Genomic DNA, 21,514 nt, shown 5'->3' with positions numbered 1-21,514 from the left:
TGTTGTTTCAAATATAATCCTTTGCAAACGGCTTACTAAAGTTATCAGTTAAAAATGGTGTTACGATATCAATTTCGACAGGTGAAAGCCTAAAAAATTAGTTTATGTCCAATCACTCAAAAATATTTTTTATACTTGAAAGATAATTCGAAATAGCTACCTTTTTTTGAGATTTATAAAAAATACAGCTGGAAACACCCAGCAGGAAGATGCCAAATTAATTGCTGAGTATAAAAATACCGGCGATTTAGACGCATTGGGTACGCTTTACAATAAATACATGCATTTGGTTTTCGGGGTTTGCTTAAACTACTTTAAAGATGAAGAGCAAAGTAAAGATGCGGTAATGCAGATTTTTGAAGAATTGGTTACGAAACTAAAAATACACGAGGTGCAGAATTTCAAAAGCTGGCTTCATGTTTTAACGCGGAACCATTGTTTAATGGCATTGCGGAAATCGGCCAGGCAGAATAACGTTTCTATAGACGATACTTTTGTGGAAAACAGCGAGTTTGTGCATCTGGATATAGACAACACAAAAGAAACGCAGCTTACCATTATGGAAAAGTGTATGGAAACTTTGCCCGAAGAACAGCGAAAAAGCGTAGATTTATTTTATTTACAAGAAAAGTGCTATAAAGAAGTGGCCGATATTACTGGCTATGACATGCTGAAGGTAAAAAGTTACATCCAAAACGGTAAAACGGAATTTAAAGATTTGTATAGAGAAAAACAGTAGTGAATAACGATTGGTTAGATATTGATGTGCTGGAAGATTACCTAGATGGTAAACTTGATGCTAAAGCTATGCACTTTGTTGAGCGCCAGGCTTTGGATGATCCCTTTGTTGCAGAAGCATTAGAAGGTTTAAAACAATCGCCAAAACGCAAACAAACACTTTCTATTTTACAAAAACAATTGCACGACCGTGTTTCTGAAAAACCTGTAAAACGCAAACTCTGGGGCATTACTACACAAAGATTAAGTATAGCGGCAACAGCTACAGTAGCTTTCATTGCGGTAAGTATTTTATTCTTCATGCGCGAAACCAGTCGCAGAAATGCGGAAATTGCCGCAAGAAAAGAAAAAGGCGTAATGGTGCAATTGGATAGTGCAACATCCATTGCCTCGAGTAAGCCTAAAACAGATACAACAGTGCAAAGTGCAACCAAAACAGCTTTAATAGATAAAGCCATTGCCCAGGCAAAAACGGGCGATCTGGCAAAAAATTCGAAAAAAAGTGAAGTGATCCAACCTGCCGAGCGCGTAGCAACCGAACAAAAAGCGGTTGTTGAGTATAACCGCAGAGGTACCTCCAGTTCAGAGAATATTAATGGATTTGCCACCAAAGCAAAGGCTGCACAGCAATCCTTAAATGAAACCGTGATAGCTTCGGCACCTGCGCCTGCAATTGGTTCGAGCAAAATTGTATTTAGCGGAAATGTGGTAGATCAGCGCAATGGTAAGCCCATACAAGGGGCTGTAGTTAAGTTGGCTGGCTCTAAAAATATAACGGCAACCGATATAAAAGGATATTTTTCGTTACCTGCTGATAGTAGTGCTAAAGATAAAGCACTATTAATCAATGCAATTGGTTTTAAAGAAGTTCCTATAGCAGGTTTACAAGATCCAAACGCGATAAAAAATACCCTTACCGGAAATAAATCTTTAAATGAAATTGCACTGATTACAGGATCAAACGGTCAGAAAAAAGAAAATATTCCTGCGCCAAAAATTACACTCCGTGCAGAACAAAACCTGGATGGAAAATCAGCTGATAGCATTACGAAACCCATTCCGGTTTCTACCATCAACTATGTGCAATATTTAGAAAACAACAATAAACTTTATAACCCTAAAGGCCCTGAACAATTTGTGATTTTAAGCTTTAAAGTTAAAAAGAACGGACGGCCAGCAAACATTGCTGTGATCAAATCGCTCAACAAAAAAGCTGATGCAGAAGCAAAACGGCTTATTCAGGATGGCCCTGATTGGGTTTTACCTAAAAAAGGTACTGATTTAGTCGAAATCAGTGTTAAGTTTTAATTTCATTTATTAACACCAAGCGTTGCATTATTACAGCGGGCAATATAACAAGCCCTGTTGTGCGCAATGAAACCCACTCTTTATTGGGCTAAAAAAATCAAAATTCCATGTACAAATTACCCCACTATACTGCTGATAATCAAAATGAGGTGCTCGAATTTATGCACCAAAATACATTTGTAACCTTAGTTGGTTATGATGGCGAATTCCCGGTTGCCACGCAGGTTCCTGTTAAAACCGTTGTTGATGAAGATTCAATTAAACTTATTGGCCATATCATGACGAAAACCGATCACTGCAAGGCTTTTGAACAAAACCCTCACGTTATGGCACTTTTTACAGGGGCACACGCTTATATTAGTGCTTCAGTGTACGAAAACCCTTCTGCTGCCTCAACATGGAATTACAAGACCGTACAAGCCAAAGGGATCATCAGGTTAATGTCGTCAGAGGAGACTTATCAGGTAATAAAAGAATTGACTGATAAATACGAAAATCCAGAAACGAGCCCTGCGGCAATTAATAAAATGGATGAAGCTTATATTCAGAAACATTTAAAAGCAATAACCGGCTTTGAGGTTACCGTTAGTCACATCGACCACGTTTTTAAAATGAGTCAGAATCATTCTTCTAAAAATAAAGAAAACATTGTGGCAAACTTAGAAAAAAGCAATGATGCGCTAGATCAAGAAGTTGCTAAAGAAATGAAAAAGGATTTTTAAGCATTTCGATTCATGCTATAATTTTATTTCCGATAGCGTCATCCTACACTTCATCATTAAATGATTTAATGCGGATAAACAAAAAAAGACCAAGGCAATGAGCTTTGGTCTTTTGAGTATATTTAAAGGGTTTTGTTTTTATTTTAAGTAGTAAATGGCAGCGTAAATAATGGCAGCCAATGTGGCCGATACCGGGATGGTTAAAATCCATGCCCAAATCAGGTTGATGGTTACCCCCCAACGTACAGCCGAAACACTTTTTACAACCCCAACCCCTACAATAGATCCTGTAATGGTGTGTGTAGTAGACACCGGGATACCGAAATGCTCAGTAATTCCTAATGTAATGGCACCTGCACCTTCTGCCGCTACACCCTCGAGTGCTGTTACTTTAGTGATTTTAGAACCCATCGTTTTTACAATTTTCCAGCCACCACTCATGGTACCCAATGATATTGCAGAATAACAAGCTACAGGAACCCACCAAGGCATGGCTTCGAAATTAGGAATAACCTTTGCTGCAATTAATGCTGTTGCAATAATTCCCATTACTTTTTGAGCATCGTTACCACCATGAAAGAAACTTAAGGCTGCAGAAGAAATTAACTGCAAACGTTTAAACCATTTCTCTGCTGTGGCAGGCTTGGCGTTTCGGCAGATATTGATAATGATCAGGGTTAAAACAACAGAAATAACCAAACCGATTATCGGGGCCAAAACAATAAAGGAAATAATTTTAATTACATAACCCATGTTTACAGCATCAAGCGGACTTGCACCTGTAATTAATGCGTAAGTCATCCCTGCGCCAGCAAAACCGCCAATAAGCGTATGTGATGAACTTGAAGGGATACCGTACCACCAGGTTAAAAGATTCCAGATAATTGCAGCAATTAATCCTGCAAGGATTACTTCTAGGGTGATATAATGCTCTATAACTGTTTTAGCAACCGTATTGGCTACTTTATGATCGGTAAAATAAAAGTAGGCGGCGAAATTAAAAAGCGCAGCCCATAAAACCGCCTGAAAAGGCGTAAGAACTTTTGTAGAAACAACTGTTGCAATCGAGTTAGCGGCATCGTGAAAGCCGTTAATGTAATCGAAAGCAATAGCCAGAATTACAACAACAACCAATAAGGTAGTTACCATGTTTGTGTATTATTAAGCGTTTTTAACCAAGATAGTTTCAAGCACATTTGCCACATCCTCACACTTATCTGTCGCTTTTTCTATCGTTTGTAAAACCTCTTTTTGTTTAATTAATTCAATCGCATTGGTTTCGTATTCAAATAAACGGGCAACCGCTAAAGTGAATACATAATCGGCCTGATTTTCACCACTGTTAATGCGGATACAAGCATCAGCAATTACACGGATATTTTTAAAACTGCGTAATTCTTTTATTGCTTTATCGATATCGGTACACATTTCTACCAAAAGCTCAGCGATTTTAACAATCGGCTCATTAATGGTGTTCATGTTGTACATCTGCATGCGGTTTGCAGTACCATAAATATAATCGGCAACATCATCAACAGCAGTAGCCAATTGGTGAATATCTTCTCTATCAAATGGAGTAATGAAGTTCCTGCTTAACTCAAGAAAAATCGAATGGGTAATATCATCACCTACGTGCTCTAAGCGCTCAATTTCTTTAAAAATTGTTTTTCTTCTTTCTGCATCAGCGGTGCTCACCATTTCTAAAAGGGTTTCTGCAATTTTTAATGCATTGCTGCCTGCTTGCTCGAAAAGTGGGTGAAACTTTCTGTCTTGAGGTGTAAAGAACTTAAAAATATTGTTCATGTTAATTTTTAATATGTTGCAAAGCTACAAGCCCAATGTTAAGTTAATGTTAATTTATTAATTATATTAACGAGATCGGCCAGTTTTCCGTCATACGAGGTTAAATTTAATAGCATTTAGATGTTTGATAATGAATTAAATAAAGACTTACCAAATAGTAACAACCTTTTATTTGAAAGAGATTTGCTCTTCTACCCCTGCCTGAGAAAGACAGGTGCTTTTTTCGATCTGTGATTGACAACCTGCACTGATTCTTCAGAATACTCAATATTTAAACCTTATTAAAAAGAAATCGGTTTTGTGATAAGTCTGTTGGGGTCAGCAAAAACTACTTAGTTTTTTCTGTGATTCTGTGGCAAAAATTAACGAATGATCTATTAGATTAAAGCCCGTTCATTATATACTTGCTGCCTTTTTAATAAAATTGATAGTCGCACACAGTTGAAAAAAATTAACCTCCTTTTTGCAGGGTAAATGCAAAGGTAGTTCCTATACCAGGCGTACTTCTTACCGATATGGTTTGCTGATGGGCTTCCAAAATGTGTTTTACAATGGCTAATCCTAACCCTGTACCGCCAACTTCTCTTGCCCTATGGGTATCTATGCGGTAAAAACGCTCAAACAAACGTAACAGGTGCTTTTCTTCAATACCGATACCATTGTCGGTAACCTCTATCAAAACCTGATCATGCAATTCGAAAATTTTTATTGCCGTTTCGCCACCATCAATTCCGTATTTAATGCTATTAACAATTAAATTGATCAGTACCTGGCGTACTTTCTCTCTATCGGCCAATACATTGGTAATAGCGGTGTACTTATCTTTAAAAAAAAGTTTAATGTGTTTTGCCTGCGCACGGTCTTCAAGGTTTTCCATCACCTCTTTTGCCAGTTGCACAAAATCGAATTTTTGATAATTTATCGGCGATTCGCCTGTTTCGAGCTTCGAAATGGCATCCAAATCATTAATTAAATAACTTAAACGCTCTACATTGTTCTCTGCCTTTTTTAAAAACAGAACCGCCTGATCCGGATCATCTATCAAACAATCCTGCAAAGTTTCAATATAGCCCTGAATGGCAAAAAGTGGCGTTTTAAATTCATGAGATACATTAGAAAGGAATTCGCGCCTGAATTGTTCCTGCTTTTTCAACAAATCAATCTCTTTTTTCTTTGCTCCTGCCCATTCTTTCACTTCTTGTTCTACATCATTAATCGGATCAGAACTTACATATTCGCCAAGTGCATCTTTTAAATCCTTGCCAAGTTTAAGGTTATGGATGAGCTTATAAATCAGTTTAATTTTAGTGTAGATGTATTTTTCGAGCAAATAATAAAACACCAGGAAACTGCAAAGAAAGGACACTCCAAAAGAAATAGCGAGATAATACCAGCTATGCTGAAAGTAAAAATTAACCATCCCGATGGATAAGCCAACGGAAAGAGCAGTAAATAAAACCAGCACACTTAATTTCATGCTGCAATTTAAAGCTTTTTATGTTAAATGTGTGTTAACAGATAATAGCATTTGCCAGATGTTTGCAAGAGCGGGTTTAAGCCAATTTACTTATAAAAACAAAAAAAGCTTTTCCTTTTGAGAAAAGCTTTTTAAAGTACTTTATTTAGACTTATTTTTTAGTCGAATCTGTTGTTGTAGCTGGAGCCGGAGCAGTAGCTGGCTTAGTGTTGTTTAAGCTTCCGCCAAGTGGAGATGGTGATGGCGTTTTATCCAAACGTTCCTGAATAGCTGAATTTCCAACAGCTGTAGTACCACCGCTGGTTTTAGCAATTGTAGTGATTGATAAGGTTAAAACAACGATAGCTGCCAACAAAACCCACGATCCTTTTTCCAAAACATCACCGGTACGTTGCACACCAAACATGTTACTGGTGCCGCCACCTGTAGCCAAACCACCACCTTTAGGGTTTTGTATTAAAACAAACAGGCCTAAGGCTACGCAAACAATAATTAATAAAATGATTAAAAAGGTTACCATGCTAATATTTATATTTTAAAATTTCTTTTCTATAGATTGGATAAGGTCGGCAAAGTAACGGCTTTTTTCCGGATATTTCAAACTTAATTTTTTATAAGTATCTATGGCTTTGTGATAAAGCATCTGCTCGATGTAAATCTTTGCCAATGTTTCCGAAACAAGGTCGTAATTGTCTTCTGCACTCTTTTTTGCCTTATTTTCATTATCAATCTGCTCAGGCTTGGGCGGTTTAATTGTTGGGTCTTCCTTTAAAAACCGTTCTATAATTTCCGCTCCCTTAGCATCTTTAATTTCTCCGGCAGGATATTCGGCCAGGTGATCGGCTACTTCAAAAGGGGTTTGAATATGAAAAATATGCTCAACATACTGTTGTTGAAATTCTGGCTGCTGTTGCGTATGCGGTGTTTGCGGCTTTACCCTGGCAGAACTGGCGTGGGCATAAGGTTGAAAAATCTGTTCGTGTTCTTTACGCGTTTTGGCAAGCCACCATAAAAATGTATACGGAAGTTTATCGTCGTTATACTGTGAAACAAAATTTCTTTCGTGCTCATCAGGCACTACAGTTTCGATTTCCGGAGCCTGCGTTACCACATCTGTGCTTAATTTCTGCTCAAAAGCAAAAAAATCAACAGCGGCCACACTTTCGATAAATGAATCCTCATCAATGGGTAAATCCATTAAATGACGATCTACACCAGGAAGATAATCTGGTGTTTCTATATTAATGTTTTCAGCTGCGGGTAAATGTTCTTCGCTAACTGTTTGAACAGCCTCTTCAAAAATATTGTTATCGTCTACAACAGTTTCTGGAGTTGTAGCAGCAATTTCTACTTCTTCAGTTCTCCCTAACCGAAACCATATTTAGCACATGAAACAAAACATGCCCCTGACTATAAAGTGCAGCCTTAGGGATTGCTGATGCATTGGCCTTTGCTAAAAGTAAATGAATAGGTTGAGCATAAGGAAATTGCTGAACCATATCCTGCAACATGGATACGTGCTCTGGACCAACCTTTCCAGGTTGCGCAAGTAAATCGGCCAGTAGCTTTTTATTATCCATTATCGAGGTTTGCCGCTAAGTTAAAAAAATGTGGGCGGGTTTTTAAAATTTTGTCTAATAGAATGCCGCTTTATCTACCACTGCGCAAAGGCCCGGTTAAAAATATCCTCTGATAACTGCTTGTTAATATTCTCAATAGCTCCCGGCAACAGGGTTTGAATAGGCGCACCACTGATCGGAAAATCGAAAAATTTGGTGAAACTCTCCTCAAAACTTTCTTTTTCGTGCTCCTTCAGGTTGTTTTTATATTTTACAGAAACGGTAATTGTTAACCTGTTTGCGCCAGAAGTAGGTGTAGCACTGTTTTGGAGTGCCACTGGTTTAATATCATAACCTGTTATTCTTCCCTCAAAAGATGCATCACCTTCGCCAGTGGTAGAAATAATTAATTTGGTTTGGTTACGGATACGTGTTTTTAATGACTCTGTAATCTGATTACTCAAAGTTGGTACTACAAGTGGGGCATTATTTTCGAATAACCGGATAACAACTGTTTTTAATCCTGTGGTTGATGCTCCGCTGAATTTATAAGAACAGGCATTTAATACCGAAGAAAGGAGGATTAAAGCAAATATTTTAATTTTCATATCTTATTGATGCTTAAAGCAATTGTACTTTAAATTATAAATTTAATTCCTTAATCTTTCTGTACAATGTTCTTTCAGAAATACCCAGTCTGGGCCGCAAATTTGCGTTTACCCTTATGCTTTTTTAAAGCTTTTTTGATCAGATCTGATTCTTTATCAACCAGTGATAATGATTCTTCTACTTCTTCGGCCTCGTGTGCAAAATAATCGGTGTTATTGCTGTTCGGGTTGTTATTACCCTGCGATGGTTGTTGAATGGTAAAAGCATGCTCCTGGCCTGCAGGCAGCTCTACATCACGATATAATTGGTTGATATACTGAGGATTATCCGCCAAAACTGTAGCAGTGTTGCCACCGTGCTGTATAATTTCTGCAACCAGTTTTTTAAGTTCAACCATATCCTTTTTCATATCAAAAAGAACTTTGTACAAAATATCACGTTCAGTAAAATCTTCTTTTGATTGGGCATTAATGGCCATGGGCAGGTTACTACCCGCCTCATTAGGGATATAGGTTAAAATTGCTTGGCCGGTAACATTACGGTCTTTCTCCAGTACACAAATCTGCTCGGCAATATTTTTTAACTGGCGAACATTACCTGGCCAGCTGTAGTTTGTTAAAATCTGAATCGCATCTGGCTCAAGGTGTAAGGCCGGACTACGGTATTTATCACTAAAATCTGCAGAGAATTTTCTGAACAAGAGGTAAATGTCCTCCTTACGTTCGTGTAATGCAGGGATACGCAGTGGAACAGTGTTTAACCTGTAATATAAATCTTCGCGGAATTTTCCGTTTTTAACACGGTTATATACATCAACATTGGTTGCCGCAATAATGCGGACATCCGTTTTTTGAACTTTAGATGAACCAACACGTAAATATTCTCCGCTCTCTAAAATCCTTAATAAACGGGCCTGTGTACCTAAAGGTAGTTCTGCTACTTCATCCAAAAAAATTGTTCCGCCGTTTGCAACTTCAAAATAACCCTTGCGGGCTTCGTGTGCGCCTGTAAAAGATCCCTTTTCGTGACCAAAAAGCTCCGAATCTATTGTTCCTTCTGGAATAGCACCACAGTTTACGGCAATAAAAGCCCCATGTTTACGGGCACTCATTTGATGGATAATCTGCGAGAAAACTTCTTTACCACTACCACTTTCGCCTGTAATCAATACAGACATATCTGTTGGTGCCACCTGGCTGGCAATATCTATCGCACGGTTAAGTAATGGAGAATTTCCAATAATACCGAACCGTTGTTTAATATTTTGTGTATCCATTTATTCTTTATAAAGTTTCGTCACCCTGAACTTGTTTAAGGTCTTTTAAATTAAGATGCTGAAACAAGTTCAGCATGACGCATGCTATGATACTATTTTTCCAATTAGGGTAGCAGATGTACATCTTTCGATATAAACATTTGCATATTCACCGGGTTTAACGCCTTCAATTGCAGGAAAAATGGCCATTGCGCCGCTATCTCCTCTTCCACAATAATCAAGATCTGATTTTTTAGAAGTTCCTTCGATTAAAACGCGGACAGTTTTACCCACCCATTCTTGTAAACGCATTAAAGAATGTGCTTGTTGTTTTGCCAAAATTTCGGCTAAACGGCGTTTTTTTACATCCTCGGGTATATCATCCGCTAATTTACGTGCAGCTAAAGTCCCTGGTCTTTCAGAGTAAGTAAAATTATAAGCAAAATCATATTGCACATAATCCATTATGCTCAAAGTTTCCTGGTGTTCGTCTTCAGTTTCTGTACAAAAACCTGCAATAATATCGGTAGAAATTGCACAACCCGGAATAATGTTACGGATGGCATCTATCCGGTTAATATACCATTCACGGGTATAAGTTCTGTTCATCAGTTCCAGTATACGGGTATTTCCCGATTGAACAGGTAAGTGGATATAATTACAGATGTTATCATATTTAGCGATGGTATGTAAAACCTCATCGGTAATATCTTTTGGGTGCGACGTAGAAAAACGGACCCTAAGCTCAGGGCTAACCAAGGCTGTTTGCTCCAAAAGCTGTGCAAAATTTACAGTTTCGGTTCCATCCTCTGATGTCCAAGTGTACGAATCTACATTTTTGGCCCAAAAGGGTAACTTCACGGTAACCTGCTTCAAACAAACCTTTTGCTTCTTCTATAATTGAATGCGCATCGCGGCTACGTTCGCGGCCACGTGTAAAAGGAACAACGCAAAAAGAACACATGTTGTTACAACCACGGGTAATGGAAATAAATGCGGTAATTCCATTGCTGTTTAAACGAACCGGACTGATATCGGCGTAAGTTTCCTCGCGGGATAGTAAAACGTTTACCGCTTTATGCCCACTTTCAACCTGTTCGATCAAGTTAGGCAAATCTCGGTAAGCATCTGGTCCTACAACTACATCAACCAAACGTTCTTCTTCTAAAAATTTAGATTTTAAACGTTCTGCCATGCAGCCCAAAACGCCAACAATTAATTTAGGGTTACGGCGTTTTTCTTACCCCAAACTGCGAAAGGCGGTTTCTTACCCTGGTTTCTGCATTTTCGCGGATAGAGCAGGTATTGATAAAAATCACATCTGCCTGATGGTAATCCCCTGTAGTTTCAAAACCAGTTTCGGATAAAATTGAGGCAACAATTTCGCTGTCCGCAAAATTCATTGCACAACCATAACTTTCGATATATAATTTACGGGCATCGGCTTTTACTGGTGCATCTAAAATTAAAGCTTCACCTTGCCTGGCCTCATCGTGCGTCTTATCTGTTACTTGTAAATCAATCATTATTTAAAAACAATTTGGGGATTGCAAAAATACATAAATAAAATTAAAAGTGACAAATTGACATATTTAGTTTAAATGTTTACAGTGGGATTATGATCATTACGCAGTTGCGAAAAGGAATACGGAATCGATTTTATTATTTTTTAATGGAAAATATGCCCGTCGGATTTAATCCGTGTTTAATGTTTCCTTGTGCTGTAAAAAGTATAAATCAATGTAATTCTAGTGTTTAAAGTTGGTTTATTCTTCTTTGAAAATGTAAGGTTCTGAACATGTGGAGGATTGCAGCCCCGCCCCCGTTTCTGCCGATTGAAAAAATCGGCATCTCACTATGGTCGGGTTTAGCTTACAGCTGTTCGTGCTGCTATGAGGGGTTTCCATACCACAGGCCTAACAGAATAGCCCTTGGCGAAGCGGTACCCTGCAGGCCCGAAGGTACGACGGCCGAAGCGTACAAGCGTAGCAAAGGAACAAACGATGTTTTTTGTACGGCCCTTGCGCTGCAAAAAAAATTTAACAATATAATACTCAGTTAACCACAGATAAAAAGGATGCACACAGATGAATTCCGTTTCTGCCGATTGAAAAAATCGGCATCTCACTATGGTCGGGTTTAGCTTACAGCTGTTTGTGCTGCTATGAGGGGTTTACATACCAAAGGCCTAACCAAATAGCCCTTGGCGAAGCGGTACCCTGCAGGCCCTGAGGTACGATGGCCGAAGCGTACAAGCGTAGCAAAGGAACAAACGATGTTTCTTATACTGCCCTTGCGCTCCAAAAAAAAATTAACAATATAATACTTAGTTAACCACAGATAAAAGGGATGCACACAGATGAATCCGTGTTTATCTGTGTACATCTGTGGTTAATATGCTAACTCAGTGAAATTATATAGGAATAAATGATCTTCCCTTGTGCTGCAAAAAGTATTTGTCAATGATACTAGTGTTTTATAGTTGGTTTATTCTTTTTTGGAAATGTAAGGTTCTGAACATGTGGAGGATTGCAGCCCCGCCCCCGTTTCTGCCGATTGAAAAAATCGGCATCTCACTATGGTCGGGTTTAGCTTAAAGCTGTTTGTGCTGCTATGATGGGTTTCCGTGCCACAGGCCTAACCGGATAGCCCTTGGCGAAGCGGTACCCTGCAGGCCCAAAGGTACGACGGCCGAAGCGTACAAGCGTAGCAAAGGAACAAACGATGTTTCCTGTACTGCCCTTGCGCTGCAAAAAAAAATTAACAATATAATACTCAGTTAACCACAGATAAAAGGGATGCACACAGATGAATAATCCGTGTTTATATGTGTACATCTGTGGTTAATATGCTAACTAAGTGAAATTATATAGGAACAAATGATTTTCCCTTGCACTACAAAAAAATTTATAAATGTAATACTCAGTTAACCACAGATAAAAGGGATGCACACAGATGAATAATCCGTGTTTATCTGTGTCCATCTGTGGTTAATATGTTAACTCAATAAGACAGACATGCAAGATGGTTTCTTGCAATTAAAAATGAATTTTAAATATAGGCTTAGTTTTTTCGCTTGCTGTTAAAAAACCTTTAGTCTTCCAATCTGTTACCTATCGATAAGCCATAATGATGACAGCACAGCGTAGAAATAAAATCTGGACCTGGATAGGAAGTATATATTGGTATCCTCATATTAATTATAGCCTTTGGTGCCATGTTTTTAAGTGCCAGATGGAAGCCTATACTTACCGAAAAAATTAAAGATGGAGTGTATAACGGTTCTCATCACCTTTACAAAATAGATTTTAAAAGTATAAACTTAAATGTAATTACAGGAAGCCTGGCCCTGCGTGATGTTACCCTAACGCCCGATACCGCTGTTTTTGACAGCCTAAAGAAAATGCAACTTGCACCTGCCCATACTTTCGAACTTAAGACTGAAGAAACTGCAAATTACCCGTGTAGGCATATTAACCGCTTATTTTAAAAAACGGATAGATGTAAACGAAATCCTTTTGCAAAAACCCTCTATCAATATGGTTTTTAACAAAGTGAGTAAAAAGCCAGATTCGGCTAAAGATGAGAAATCCCTTTATGAGCAGATTTCAAAATCCTTTAAATCGGTACACGTTAAAAGCATAAAAATTGTAGATGCTGATTTTGATTACATTAACAAAACCGGTGCTAAAAAGACTAAAAATGCTATTAAACACCTTGATATAAACATTAAAGATTTTTTACTGGATTCTCTTTCTGGAAGTGACACTACAAGATTTTATTATACAAAGGATGCTTCCTTTCAAATTGCCGGCTATAAATCTGTAACGAAAGATAAAAATGTATTCAATGAAAGTTGATACAATCACCGGATCTACTGCATCGAAAAAAATCACAGTAAAAGGTTTAAAACTTATTCCTTTATATGATGAACTTACTTTTGCCAGAAAGTATAAAGTTCAGAAAGACCGCTACAATTTGGCCTTCATAAAAATAGAATTTAATGGTGTTGATTTTATTGGTTTAAATACCGACCAGAAATTGCACGCAAAATCTTTGAAAATTGGTCCGGCAAATGTTGAAGTTTTTATGAGCCGCGAATCGCCACCACCTCCTGGCTTGGATAAGGGGAAAAATTATCCGCATATCGCTTTAAAGCGACTGAACATGCCTACACTGATTGATACCGTAAAATTAAGAAATATTAACCTTAAGTATTCGGAATTTAATCCTGCCAGTAAAAAAACCGGTTCGGTAAACTTTAAGGCATTAACAGGCAATATTTTAAATGTAACCAACGATAGTTTACAACTGAGCAAAAATAACCATGCCGTTGCCAATTTAAATACACTTTTAATGGGCACAGGAAGATTGAACGTAAAAATTGATTTTAATCTTACCGATAAAAATGGTGCTTTTACATACAGTCGTAATTATCAGGCAGATTTGATATGAAAAACTTAAATCCGTTATCAAAGTCATTGGGCCTGGTTGAGATAGAAAGTGGCAATATACAACAGCTTGATTTTAAAGCAAATGGAAACTTAAGGTCGGCGGCAGGCACTATGAATATGCTTTACACTGATTTAAAGGTTAAATTATTATCAGATAATATTGATGGCGAAGGCACCAAAGAAAAGGGATTTTTATCATTTCTGGCCAATACCATCCTGGTAAAAAATGAAAACCCACAAAAAGGCGAGGCTCCTAGAACAGCAAAAATGACGAATAGCAGGATCAATTCGGCATCTTTTTTTAACCTGATGTGGAAAACAGTTTTTGTAGGCATTAAAGATATTGTAGGTGTGGGAATAGTACCCGAAAAAAATCCTGTAAAACAGCAAAAAGTAATTGCAAAAAAAATTAGAGCACAAAAGCGGGCAGATAGAAAAGCAGCGCGAAAGGCAAGGAGAGAAAAAAACTGATCTTACATTTCTAAAATATATGTTTATAACCGTATATTGCTAGTAAAAACAAGATCCTTCCTTTTTTAATGCCTGATACAAAAAGATACCGTTATAAAGTTTTGAAATGGACTGCCGGCGTGCTGCTTGGCATTTTTATCGTACTTGCAGGTATTGCCTGGTTTTTAAATGTAAAATCGCGGCCGATGTTAACCGACAGGATAAAAACGCTGCTTTATAAATCCACAGATAGTTTATATACCATTAGCTTTACAAAGGTTTCTACAAATATTATTACAGGCAACGCTACCTTACAAAACGTTAAAATTACCCCCGATACCAATCGATTTAAACGCCTTATTGCCTTAAAAAGGGCACCAAATAACCTTTATACGGTTTCATTAAAAAAACTGGTTGTAAAGCGCTTCCATCCGCTTACGCTATACAGGGAACAAAAGCTTCAATTGGAGGAAATCATTTTTGATAAACCCGAGGTTACGATGGTTAATCGACAGTTTGCGTTTAACGAAGGCCGCGCGCCAAGGCCAATTAAATCTCCATATGATATCATTTCCAAAAACCTTAAGGAATTTAGCATTAAATCCATCAGGTTTAAGGATGTGAGTTTTAAATATATTAATAAAAATATAACCAACTCCACTCCTTTTTCAATTGATGATCTCAACATCACCCTAACCGATTTATTGGTTGATTCGACCTCCGCAGAAGATCCATCCCGCTTTTACCTCCTTAAAGATATTGTAATTAACCTGAATAACTATGTTTACCGCACCCCGGATAAAATGTATGACATTAAGCTTGATAAACTTGATTTTAGGGCAACCACCGGTAAATTGAGGATAAACAGCTTTGCAATGGTTCCGCTGTATGACGAAATGACTTTTGGAAAAGTAGCGGGTTATGCCCGTGAACGGTTTAACATCAGTATGAGCGATATTATGCTCAACGACATAGATTTGCCACTTTACATTAGCAAGCAAGAACTTTGGGCAAAAGAAATGGCCATTTCGAATGGTTTTATTTCCGTTTTTAATCAAAATGGACTTCCAGGGAAACCACAGAAAATAAAATAGGTAAATTTCCTCATCAACTTCTGCAACTGGTTAATGCCCCTATCCTTGTACAAAAAATTCAGCTGAAAGATGTTAATGTTAATTACGCAGTGTACAATAGCGAAAGTAACCAGAAAGGACAGATCAGTTTTGAGCATACCTCGGGAATTATAAAAAATGCCACCAACCTCGATAAAATTAAAGCCATAAACCCAACAATGGAGGTAAATCTTAATACTTATCTTTTTGGACAGGGAAAGCTTGATGTGAACTTTAAATTTAACTTAACCGCTAAAGACGGGGCTTTTTCTTACAATGGCGTTTTGCACAATTTTAATGCAAGGGTGCTCAACCAGATTACCAAACCCCTTGGCTTGGTACACGTTAACCGTGGCAATATTGATAAATTAAAGTTTGATTTTAAAGCAAATGATTTAGGGGCAAAAGGAACTGTGGCTTTTTCTTATTACGATCTTTCTGTAGCTCTGATGAAAAATGACCCTGAAAAAGATCATTTGGTAACCCGTGGCTTCCTTTCTTTTTTAGCGAATGCTTTAATCATAAAATCCGAAAACCCCGGTCTGGGTGGTAAACTAATTCCAGAAAAAGTAACTTATAGCAGGCCTGCAAACACTTCTTTTTTCAACATGATCTGGAAGAGCCTTTTTACAGGCATAAAATACAGTATTGGCATTACAGAAGAGAAACAGAATAGAGGTGCGCCAGCATATTGCCAAATTTAAAGCCATGAGGGCGAGCCATAATTTAAGGAAACATAAAAGATTAATGCGCCGGATGAAGCGGCAGCGCGAGACAAAAATGAAAAGCGGTAACATTTTGTAACCTTTTCTTATCTTTATTATCTAAACTTAAACTCAAAATTATGATTATTGCCCTCATCATTATCGGATTTATATTCCTGATTGGAATTTTCTTCTACAATTCACTTATCGGTAGAAAAAACCAGGTAACCAATGCTTTCTCTGCCATTGATCGTGATGCTTAAAAAACGGTTCGACACTCATACCTAACCTCGTTAGAATTGGTAAAACAATACACCAACTATGAGCAGGGAACCTCTAACCAGAAATTGTCGAGCTTAGATCAAAAGCAACATCAGGCAACCTCAGGTAAATGCAGAAAAGGCTGATTTGGATGCACAATTAAGCAGCAGTGTTAAAGGTTAAATGGTAAATGTAGAAAATTATCCTGATTCAAAGGCCAGATGCCAATTTCTATTAACCTGCAAACCACCTGGACAGAAGAGTGAAGAGCAGATTGCTGCAGCAAGAAGAACCTATAATGCTTCTGTAACCGACTATAACAACTCCATTATGATGTTTCCTGGAAGTTTATTTACCGGAATGTTGAACTTTCAGCCAATTGCTGTTTCGAGAAACCGCAGCTGAAGAACGCAGAAAACATCAGTGCCAAAGAACTTTTTAATAATTCCATGGCATTCAATATTGAAAGTAATGTAGCCTTACAGCAAGTTTTGGCTACAATGGAAGTGGAGCGCAAAAGAATTGCAGCTACGCAAACCAAAGGTTATATTCTTATTGCAGCAGGCATTTTACTCTTAATTCTAGGTTTTTATCTGGGCTTTCCCATTCCTGCGGTAATTGCTGGCTTAATACTGATAATTTATGGCGGTGTTTTATTATTTAAAATCAGCGATGCTTTAGCGGCTTACCAAAATGCTTACAAAAGGGATGTAATCGGTGCGGGCTTAAAATTTCTTGATGAGAGTTTATCGCTAAACCCTGAACAGGGAATTGAGAGCTTCGGAGTTTATGTATACCCAGCTTTTTAACACTGAGCCAGATCGCTATAAAACGGAAGATCTGGTTACAGGTTGCGCTGGCAAAACCAGATTTTATTTTGCAGAAGTGCATGCCGAATATAAAACTGTTACCCAAACCAAAAACGGAACCAGAACAGAATGGCACGACATTTTTAAAGGAATTATTTTCGCAGCTGATTTTAACAAGAAATTTAATGGGGTTACGATTGTTAAACCAAAGGATTTTGGAGCTGCCTTTGGAGCATGGTTCTCAAAAAACCTTTTTTCTTTCGGCAACAATGACGTTATTCAGCTTGAAAACATAGATTTTGAAAAAACTTTTGTAACGCATGGTTCTAATCAGGTAGAATCGAGGTATATCCTTACTCCTGCCATGATGGAACGGATATTAAACCTCAATCAGCAAAGCAAATACAACATTAGCCTATCTTTTATTGAATCAAGGATGTACATTGGCTTTCCTCTAAATAGAAATTATTTCGAGGCCCCTGTATTTAAATCTTTATTAAAGCCCGAAACGATAAATGATGATATTGCCACCATAAAATTTATGTATGATATTGTTAAGGAACTGGATCTGAATACCAGGATTTGGGGTAAGGATTAACCAAAAGTTTTAACCTGGGCAAAACGGAAGGCAAAAATGCGGCAGTTTTAGCTTGAGACCGGAACAAGGCTTAGGAAGTTTCTCCGGCGAATGGGCAATCGAAACTTCGTAAGGCCATCGCCACTAACTCAAATGTTTTTTTACAATTTCTTCGAGCGCAGCAATATCAAAAGGTTTTGGATAAATAACTATCGGCACCTGCTTCATCAGCCAACGAAGAAATATCGTTATTTGCCGAAAAATAAATTACCGGGATGTGCTTTAAATCCGGGTGGCTTTTTAAGGCTCTGGTGGCTTGTATACCTCCTAAATCGGGCAGCCAGTTATCCATAAAAATTAAATCAGGCATATATTCTGATACCTGTTCTTCTATATTATTGGCATTCTCAGATGTTTTGATTTCATACCCCGCATCTTCCAAAATAAAAGTACATAGATCAAGAATATCTCTATTATCATCAAAAACGAATACTTTTTTTGCAACTGTCATACTAACCTCCGAAAGCAAATTAATTATTTAAATTATTTATATAATCAGCCATATTATGGCCATCCAATACCACATGTGGCTTAACGTTAATTACAGCCTGTTGGGGCATATATGGCATTATGGCCGTATTTGGATTCTGTATAACCACGCTGCCCCCCAAATTGTTTACCGTTTTTAAACCCTTATCCCAGTCTGCATTGGATCCTGATAGCAAAATGCAGACTAACGTTTCTTTAAACACCTCAGCCGCAGAATGAAAGGTTACATCGATAGACGGCCGCGAGTAATTTACTTTTTCTGAGTAATCTAACGAGATGCTAAAATCTTCTTCTATCAACATATGGTAATCTGCAGGGGCAATAAACACCTTACCGGGTGTTAAAAATTCTTTTTTCTTCAGCTTCGTTTACTTCCAGTTTGGTGCGGCTGCGCAACAGATCGGTTAAGAGCGATTCGTTACTGGCTTTACGGTGTACCACCAACACGATTGGAAAACTCATATCATTCCTTAAAGCAGGAAAAATTTCCAGCAATACATCTAAACTGCCGGCCGAACCGCCAATAATTAATGCATTACAGCGGGCAGAATTTATCAGTTTGCGCCATATTTTTCCATTTTTACCCTTTTATATTCTTTTGATTTTGGCCAAAATTCTAAACTTTCTTTACTGCCTAAAGCAAGGTATCCTAATTTCTCGATACTTCCATCAAACAGGTTAAATACTTTATGCTGCAACTCTTTATCGAAGTAAATTAATACATTTCGACATAAAATCAGCTGAAATTCATTAAAAGAATGGTCTGAAACTAAATTATGTGTCGAAAAAATCATTTTACTGTTTAAACTCTCATCAAACTTTGCCAAAGAGTAATTTGCTGTATAATAACTGGAAAACTCTTTTACCCCTCCCGATTGCAGGTAATTTTCTGAATACTGTTTTAGATAATTTAATGGAAACATGCCTTTTTTTGCCTTTTCCAAAACAGATGGATTAATATCGGTGGCATAAATAAGCGATTTATTGAGCAAGTTAAGTTCTTTTAAAACTATTGCCAGCGAATAGGCTTCCTCTCCGGTAGAGCAGCCGGCTACCCAAATCCGGATAAAGGGATAAGTGCCTAAAACCGGTAAAACATCATTCCGTAATGCTTTATAAAAAGACGGATCGCGGAACATTTCGGTAACATTAACCGTGATTTCTTCCAGGAAACGCTTAAAATATTGTTTATCAGTTTTAATTGTACTAGCGGAATTCGGCAAAGCTCACAAAATTATCCAGTGCATAAAGGCGGGTTATTCTCCTTTTTATTGATGCGTGAGAATATTCCAGAAAATCGTATCCATGGCTTTCCAAAACATCATTCAGCAGGATTTCCACCTGATCATTATCTATTGCATCACTTATCACCGGCTATTTTGTAAATTTTTCTATTTGTGCTAATAATTCGTCAACATTTATAGGTTTTGAAACATAACCCGATGCGCCAGCACTTAGGCAACGTTCTTTATCGCCCACCATTGCTTGCGCAGTTACGGCCAATACAGGAATGTTTTGCATTTTAGCCGATTTTTTCATTACGGCAATGGCCTGGTAACCATCCATATCGGGCATCATCATATCCATTAAAACAATGGCAACATTCTCGTGCTTTTCGATAATGGAAAAACCCTCCTGGGCACTTACAGCAGATAAACAATCGAAACCTTTGGCCTTTAAAAACAGCTTTTAAAGCAAAAATGTTTCGGTTGTCATCATCAATAATGAGAATTAATTTTTGAGGCATAGTTTAAAAAAAATGGGTTATGATTTATGATGATTTTCGTAAAGCCAAACGCGTAAAAGGGATACCAATTGATCCATATCTACTGGTTTGCTAATGTAATCTGAAGCACCTGCTGCAATACATTTTTCGCGGTCGCCCATCATGGCTTTAGCTGTTACGGCTAAAACTGGTAAATTACGGTATTTAATGTCCTGTCTGATGGCTGTTGTAGTTTCATTAACCATCCAGTTCAGGCATCATCATATCCATTAAAACCACATCTACTTCCGGATGCTCGTTTAATAATTTAAGCGCCTCTTTACCATCGGTAGCTGCCACAACTTTCATTTGGTGTTGCTCCAACATTTTGGTTAAAGAAAAAATATTGCGCACATCATCATCTGCAACCAAAACTGTTTTACCAACCAAAACATCTTGTAATTCGGAGAATTTTTTAGGTGATTTTGTTTTTTCCTTACTCTTTTCTTCTACCAGGTGCAAGAAAAGGCCTGCTTCATCTAAAATACGCTGATAAGAATGGGCGGTTTTTACCACTATAGAATCGGCATATTGTTTAATGCGGTTTTCTTCGCCTTTTGAGAGGTTTTTACCTGTAAAAATAATGATCGGCAGATTTTCCAACCCCGGTGTTTTTTTAACCACTTCGAGGGTTTCATAAGCATGTTTATCAGGAATGCCCATGTCTAAAATTACACAGTTAACCTCGGGTTTATGTAATGCTGAAACACTTTCATTTACCTGGTTAACAATTTCTGTCTGGATGTTAAAATTGCTCAGGAAATAGCTCAGTGCTTTGGCATGTTGCTCATTCTCTTCTACAATAAGTACTTTTTTAGGGTGACGGCTTAACGCATGTTCGAGTTTAGAAAAAATCTCCTGCATGTGCTCAAAAGCAAAGGGTTTGTTGATAAAATCTACAGCTCCTTTTAATAAACTTTCTTTTTTAACCTGCAATGACGACATGATGTGGACCGGGATGGGCCTTGTTGATGGATCGGCCTTTAATTCTTCCATTACCTGCCAGCCATCTTTAACCGGTAGCTGGATATCAAGTAAAATAGCCAGCGGTTTAAAAGTTTTTAGCCATTTCGATACCTACATCGCCACGCACAGCTACCAGGCCCTTGTAATTTCTTTTTCTGGTAAAATCCAAAAGAGTTTTTGCAAAAGGGGTATCATCTTCCACAATCAAAATTACTTTATCATCAGGCTGGATGTTATCACGGTCATCCTCTATTTCCTGTGGGATGTTATTTACGGTTAAATGACTCACCTTTTTAAGCGCAGGTTCTGCAGGTGTAACCACTACAGGTTTTTCAAAATCGGTTACAACACCATCAAAACCTTTATTTTTATCAATAGGAAGGGTTAAAGTAAATA

At 37.8% G+C, this 21,514-nt stretch carries 29 protein-coding genes and 3 pseudogenes; 13 read left to right on the top strand and 19 right to left on the bottom strand.

Annotation, left to right across the window (positions count from 1 at the left end; genetic code table 11):
• Positions 1-166: 166 nt before the first annotated feature.
• From AC0IWE_RS20945 to AC0IWE_RS20935, 3 genes and pseudogenes are all read left to right on the top strand, one after another.
• A pseudogene (locus tag AC0IWE_RS20945) lies at positions 167-746 on the top strand (RNA polymerase sigma factor).
• On the top strand, positions 739-2,046 hold the full coding sequence (locus tag AC0IWE_RS20940; protein WP_471794595.1) for a carboxypeptidase-like regulatory domain-containing protein: 1,308 nt from the start codon (positions 739-741) through the stop codon (positions 2,044-2,046). Before AC0IWE_RS20945 ends, AC0IWE_RS20940 begins: the two are co-directional and overlap by 8 nt.
• 107 nt (positions 2,047-2,153) lie before the next feature.
• Positions 2,154-2,768 carry an FMN-binding negative transcriptional regulator gene (locus AC0IWE_RS20935; RefSeq protein WP_471794594.1) on the top strand — a complete coding sequence of 205 codons (615 nt, stop codon included), beginning with the start codon at positions 2,154-2,156 and terminating at the stop codon, positions 2,766-2,768.
• A 138-nt stretch (positions 2,769-2,906) separates the two neighbouring features.
• Here AC0IWE_RS20935 and AC0IWE_RS20930 read toward each other — a convergent pair whose 3' ends face one another.
• From AC0IWE_RS20930 to AC0IWE_RS20880, 11 genes and pseudogenes are all read right to left on the bottom strand, one after another.
• Complete coding sequence (locus tag AC0IWE_RS20930; protein WP_055904207.1) at positions 2,907-3,917, bottom strand: inorganic phosphate transporter; 1,011 nt, start codon at positions 3,915-3,917, stop codon at positions 2,907-2,909.
• A 12-nt stretch (positions 3,918-3,929) separates the two neighbouring features.
• Positions 3,930-4,571 carry a DUF47 domain-containing protein gene (locus tag AC0IWE_RS20925; protein WP_200912255.1) on the bottom strand — a complete coding sequence of 214 codons (642 nt, stop codon included), beginning with the start codon at positions 4,569-4,571 and terminating at the stop codon, positions 3,930-3,932.
• A 451-nt stretch (positions 4,572-5,022) separates the two neighbouring features.
• Positions 5,023-6,048, bottom strand: a complete 1,026-nt coding sequence (locus AC0IWE_RS20920; protein WP_471794593.1) for a sensor histidine kinase — start codon at positions 6,046-6,048, stop codon at positions 5,023-5,025.
• Positions 6,049-6,199: 151 nt separating this feature from the next.
• Positions 6,200-6,568, bottom strand: a complete 369-nt coding sequence (secG, locus tag AC0IWE_RS20915) for a preprotein translocase subunit SecG (RefSeq protein ID WP_055904197.1) — start codon at positions 6,566-6,568, stop codon at positions 6,200-6,202.
• A gap of 15 nt (positions 6,569-6,583) precedes the next feature.
• A complete protein-coding gene (locus AC0IWE_RS20910; RefSeq protein ID WP_471794592.1) occupies positions 6,584-7,246 on the bottom strand; it encodes a hypothetical protein in 663 nt (220 codons plus the stop codon).
• Between the two features lie 157 nt (positions 7,247-7,403).
• A complete protein-coding gene (locus tag AC0IWE_RS20905; protein ID WP_471794591.1) occupies positions 7,404-7,628 on the bottom strand; it encodes a hypothetical protein in 225 nt (74 codons plus the stop codon).
• Between the two features lie 74 nt (positions 7,629-7,702).
• Positions 7,703-8,215: an LptE family protein gene (locus AC0IWE_RS20900; protein ID WP_471794590.1), complete on the bottom strand. Its 513-nt coding sequence runs from the start codon at positions 8,213-8,215 to the stop codon at positions 7,703-7,705.
• A gap of 34 nt (positions 8,216-8,249) precedes the next feature.
• Positions 8,250-8,315 (bottom strand): helix-turn-helix domain-containing protein, encoded by a 66-nt coding sequence (locus tag AC0IWE_RS20895; protein WP_471794802.1) that lies wholly within the window; start codon positions 8,313-8,315, stop codon positions 8,250-8,252.
• Entirely contained in the window at positions 8,290-9,492 is a 1,203-nt protein-coding gene (locus AC0IWE_RS20890) for a sigma-54 interaction domain-containing protein (RefSeq protein WP_471794589.1), read from the bottom strand. The genes AC0IWE_RS20895 and AC0IWE_RS20890 overlap by 26 nt, the downstream gene beginning before the upstream one ends.
• Before the next feature lie 84 nt (positions 9,493-9,576).
• Positions 9,577-10,997, bottom strand: a pseudogene (miaB, locus tag AC0IWE_RS20885) (tRNA (N6-isopentenyl adenosine(37)-C2)-methylthiotransferase MiaB).
• A 1,062-nt stretch (positions 10,998-12,059) separates the two neighbouring features.
• On the bottom strand, positions 12,060-12,308 hold the full coding sequence (locus tag AC0IWE_RS20880) for a hypothetical protein (protein WP_471794588.1): 249 nt from the start codon (positions 12,306-12,308) through the stop codon (positions 12,060-12,062).
• Positions 12,309-12,688: 380 nt separating this feature from the next.
• On the opposite strand from AC0IWE_RS20880, the gene AC0IWE_RS20875 reads away from it, so the two are divergent.
• The 10 genes from AC0IWE_RS20875 to AC0IWE_RS20830 all read left to right on the top strand — a co-directional run bounded on the left by AC0IWE_RS20875 (position 12,689) and on the right by AC0IWE_RS20830 (position 17,859).
• A complete protein-coding gene (locus AC0IWE_RS20875; protein WP_471794587.1) occupies positions 12,689-12,961 on the top strand; it encodes a hypothetical protein in 273 nt (90 codons plus the stop codon).
• Between the two features lie 49 nt (positions 12,962-13,010).
• Positions 13,011-13,331 carry a hypothetical protein gene (locus AC0IWE_RS20870; protein ID WP_471794586.1) on the top strand — a complete coding sequence of 107 codons (321 nt, stop codon included), beginning with the start codon at positions 13,011-13,013 and terminating at the stop codon, positions 13,329-13,331.
• Positions 13,321-13,926, top strand: a complete 606-nt coding sequence (locus AC0IWE_RS20865; protein ID WP_471794585.1) for a hypothetical protein — start codon at positions 13,321-13,323, stop codon at positions 13,924-13,926. Before AC0IWE_RS20870 ends, AC0IWE_RS20865 begins: the two co-directional genes overlap by 11 nt.
• Positions 13,923-14,396, top strand: coding sequence for a hypothetical protein (locus AC0IWE_RS20860; protein ID WP_471794584.1), 474 nt, complete (start codon positions 13,923-13,925; stop codon positions 14,394-14,396). The genes AC0IWE_RS20865 and AC0IWE_RS20860 overlap by 4 nt, the downstream gene beginning before the upstream one ends.
• Positions 14,397-14,464: 68 nt before the next feature.
• The gene (locus AC0IWE_RS20855) at positions 14,465-15,469 is read left to right on the top strand and encodes a hypothetical protein (protein WP_471794583.1); all 1,005 of its coding nucleotides are present in this window, start codon (positions 14,465-14,467) and stop codon (positions 15,467-15,469) included.
• Positions 15,470-15,558: 89 nt separating this feature from the next.
• Positions 15,559-16,191 carry a hypothetical protein gene (locus AC0IWE_RS20850; protein WP_471794582.1) on the top strand — a complete coding sequence of 211 codons (633 nt, stop codon included), beginning with the start codon at positions 15,559-15,561 and terminating at the stop codon, positions 16,189-16,191.
• 140 nt (positions 16,192-16,331) lie between these two features.
• Positions 16,332-16,454, top strand: coding sequence for a hypothetical protein (locus AC0IWE_RS20845; protein ID WP_471794581.1), 123 nt, complete (start codon positions 16,332-16,334; stop codon positions 16,452-16,454).
• A 181-nt stretch (positions 16,455-16,635) separates the two neighbouring features.
• Positions 16,636-16,857 carry a LemA family protein gene (locus tag AC0IWE_RS20840; RefSeq protein ID WP_471794580.1) on the top strand — a complete coding sequence of 74 codons (222 nt, stop codon included), beginning with the start codon at positions 16,636-16,638 and terminating at the stop codon, positions 16,855-16,857.
• A gap of 44 nt (positions 16,858-16,901) precedes the next feature.
• The gene (locus AC0IWE_RS20835; RefSeq protein ID WP_471794579.1) at positions 16,902-17,261 is read left to right on the top strand and encodes a hypothetical protein; all 360 of its coding nucleotides are present in this window, start codon (positions 16,902-16,904) and stop codon (positions 17,259-17,261) included.
• Positions 17,242-17,859: a DUF3137 domain-containing protein gene (locus AC0IWE_RS20830; RefSeq protein ID WP_471794578.1), complete on the top strand. Its 618-nt coding sequence runs from the start codon at positions 17,242-17,244 to the stop codon at positions 17,857-17,859. The genes AC0IWE_RS20835 and AC0IWE_RS20830 overlap by 20 nt, the downstream gene beginning before the upstream one ends.
• A gap of 166 nt (positions 17,860-18,025) precedes the next feature.
• Here the strand turns inward: AC0IWE_RS20830 and AC0IWE_RS20825 are convergent, their stop codons facing one another.
• The 8 genes and pseudogenes from AC0IWE_RS20825 to AC0IWE_RS20790 all read right to left on the bottom strand — a co-directional run bounded on the left by AC0IWE_RS20825 (position 18,026) and on the right by AC0IWE_RS20790 (position 21,440).
• Positions 18,026-18,349: a response regulator gene (locus AC0IWE_RS20825; protein ID WP_471794577.1), complete on the bottom strand. Its 324-nt coding sequence runs from the start codon at positions 18,347-18,349 to the stop codon at positions 18,026-18,028.
• A 19-nt stretch (positions 18,350-18,368) separates the two neighbouring features.
• On the bottom strand, positions 18,369-18,716 hold the full coding sequence (locus AC0IWE_RS20820; RefSeq protein WP_471794576.1) for a chemotaxis protein CheB: 348 nt from the start codon (positions 18,714-18,716) through the stop codon (positions 18,369-18,371).
• A 1-nt stretch (position 18,717) separates the two neighbouring features.
• Complete coding sequence (locus AC0IWE_RS20815; protein ID WP_471794801.1) at positions 18,718-18,882, bottom strand: chemotaxis protein CheB; 165 nt, start codon at positions 18,880-18,882, stop codon at positions 18,718-18,720.
• 60 nt (positions 18,883-18,942) lie between these two features.
• Positions 18,943-19,758 (bottom strand): annotated as a pseudogene (locus AC0IWE_RS20810) (CheR family methyltransferase); the annotation flags it as partial.
• A gap of 3 nt (positions 19,759-19,761) precedes the next feature.
• Positions 19,762-20,010 carry a response regulator gene (locus AC0IWE_RS20805; RefSeq protein WP_471794800.1) on the bottom strand — a complete coding sequence of 83 codons (249 nt, stop codon included), beginning with the start codon at positions 20,008-20,010 and terminating at the stop codon, positions 19,762-19,764.
• Positions 20,011-20,151: 141 nt separating this feature from the next.
• Positions 20,152-20,358, bottom strand: a complete 207-nt coding sequence (locus AC0IWE_RS20800) for a response regulator (RefSeq protein ID WP_471794575.1) — start codon at positions 20,356-20,358, stop codon at positions 20,152-20,154.
• Positions 20,351-21,181 (bottom strand): response regulator, encoded by an 831-nt coding sequence (locus AC0IWE_RS20795; protein WP_471794799.1) that lies wholly within the window; start codon positions 21,179-21,181, stop codon positions 20,351-20,353. The genes AC0IWE_RS20800 and AC0IWE_RS20795 overlap by 8 nt, the downstream gene beginning before the upstream one ends.
• 22 nt (positions 21,182-21,203) lie before the next feature.
• Positions 21,204-21,440: a hypothetical protein gene (locus AC0IWE_RS20790; protein WP_471794574.1), complete on the bottom strand. Its 237-nt coding sequence runs from the start codon at positions 21,438-21,440 to the stop codon at positions 21,204-21,206.
• Positions 21,441-21,514: the final 74 nt, after the last annotated feature.

The organism is Pedobacter sp. AC402 (assembly GCF_979252805.1).
The sequence above is the reverse complement of the archived record's forward strand: the minus strand, read 5'-3'. Positions and strand labels throughout refer to the sequence as shown.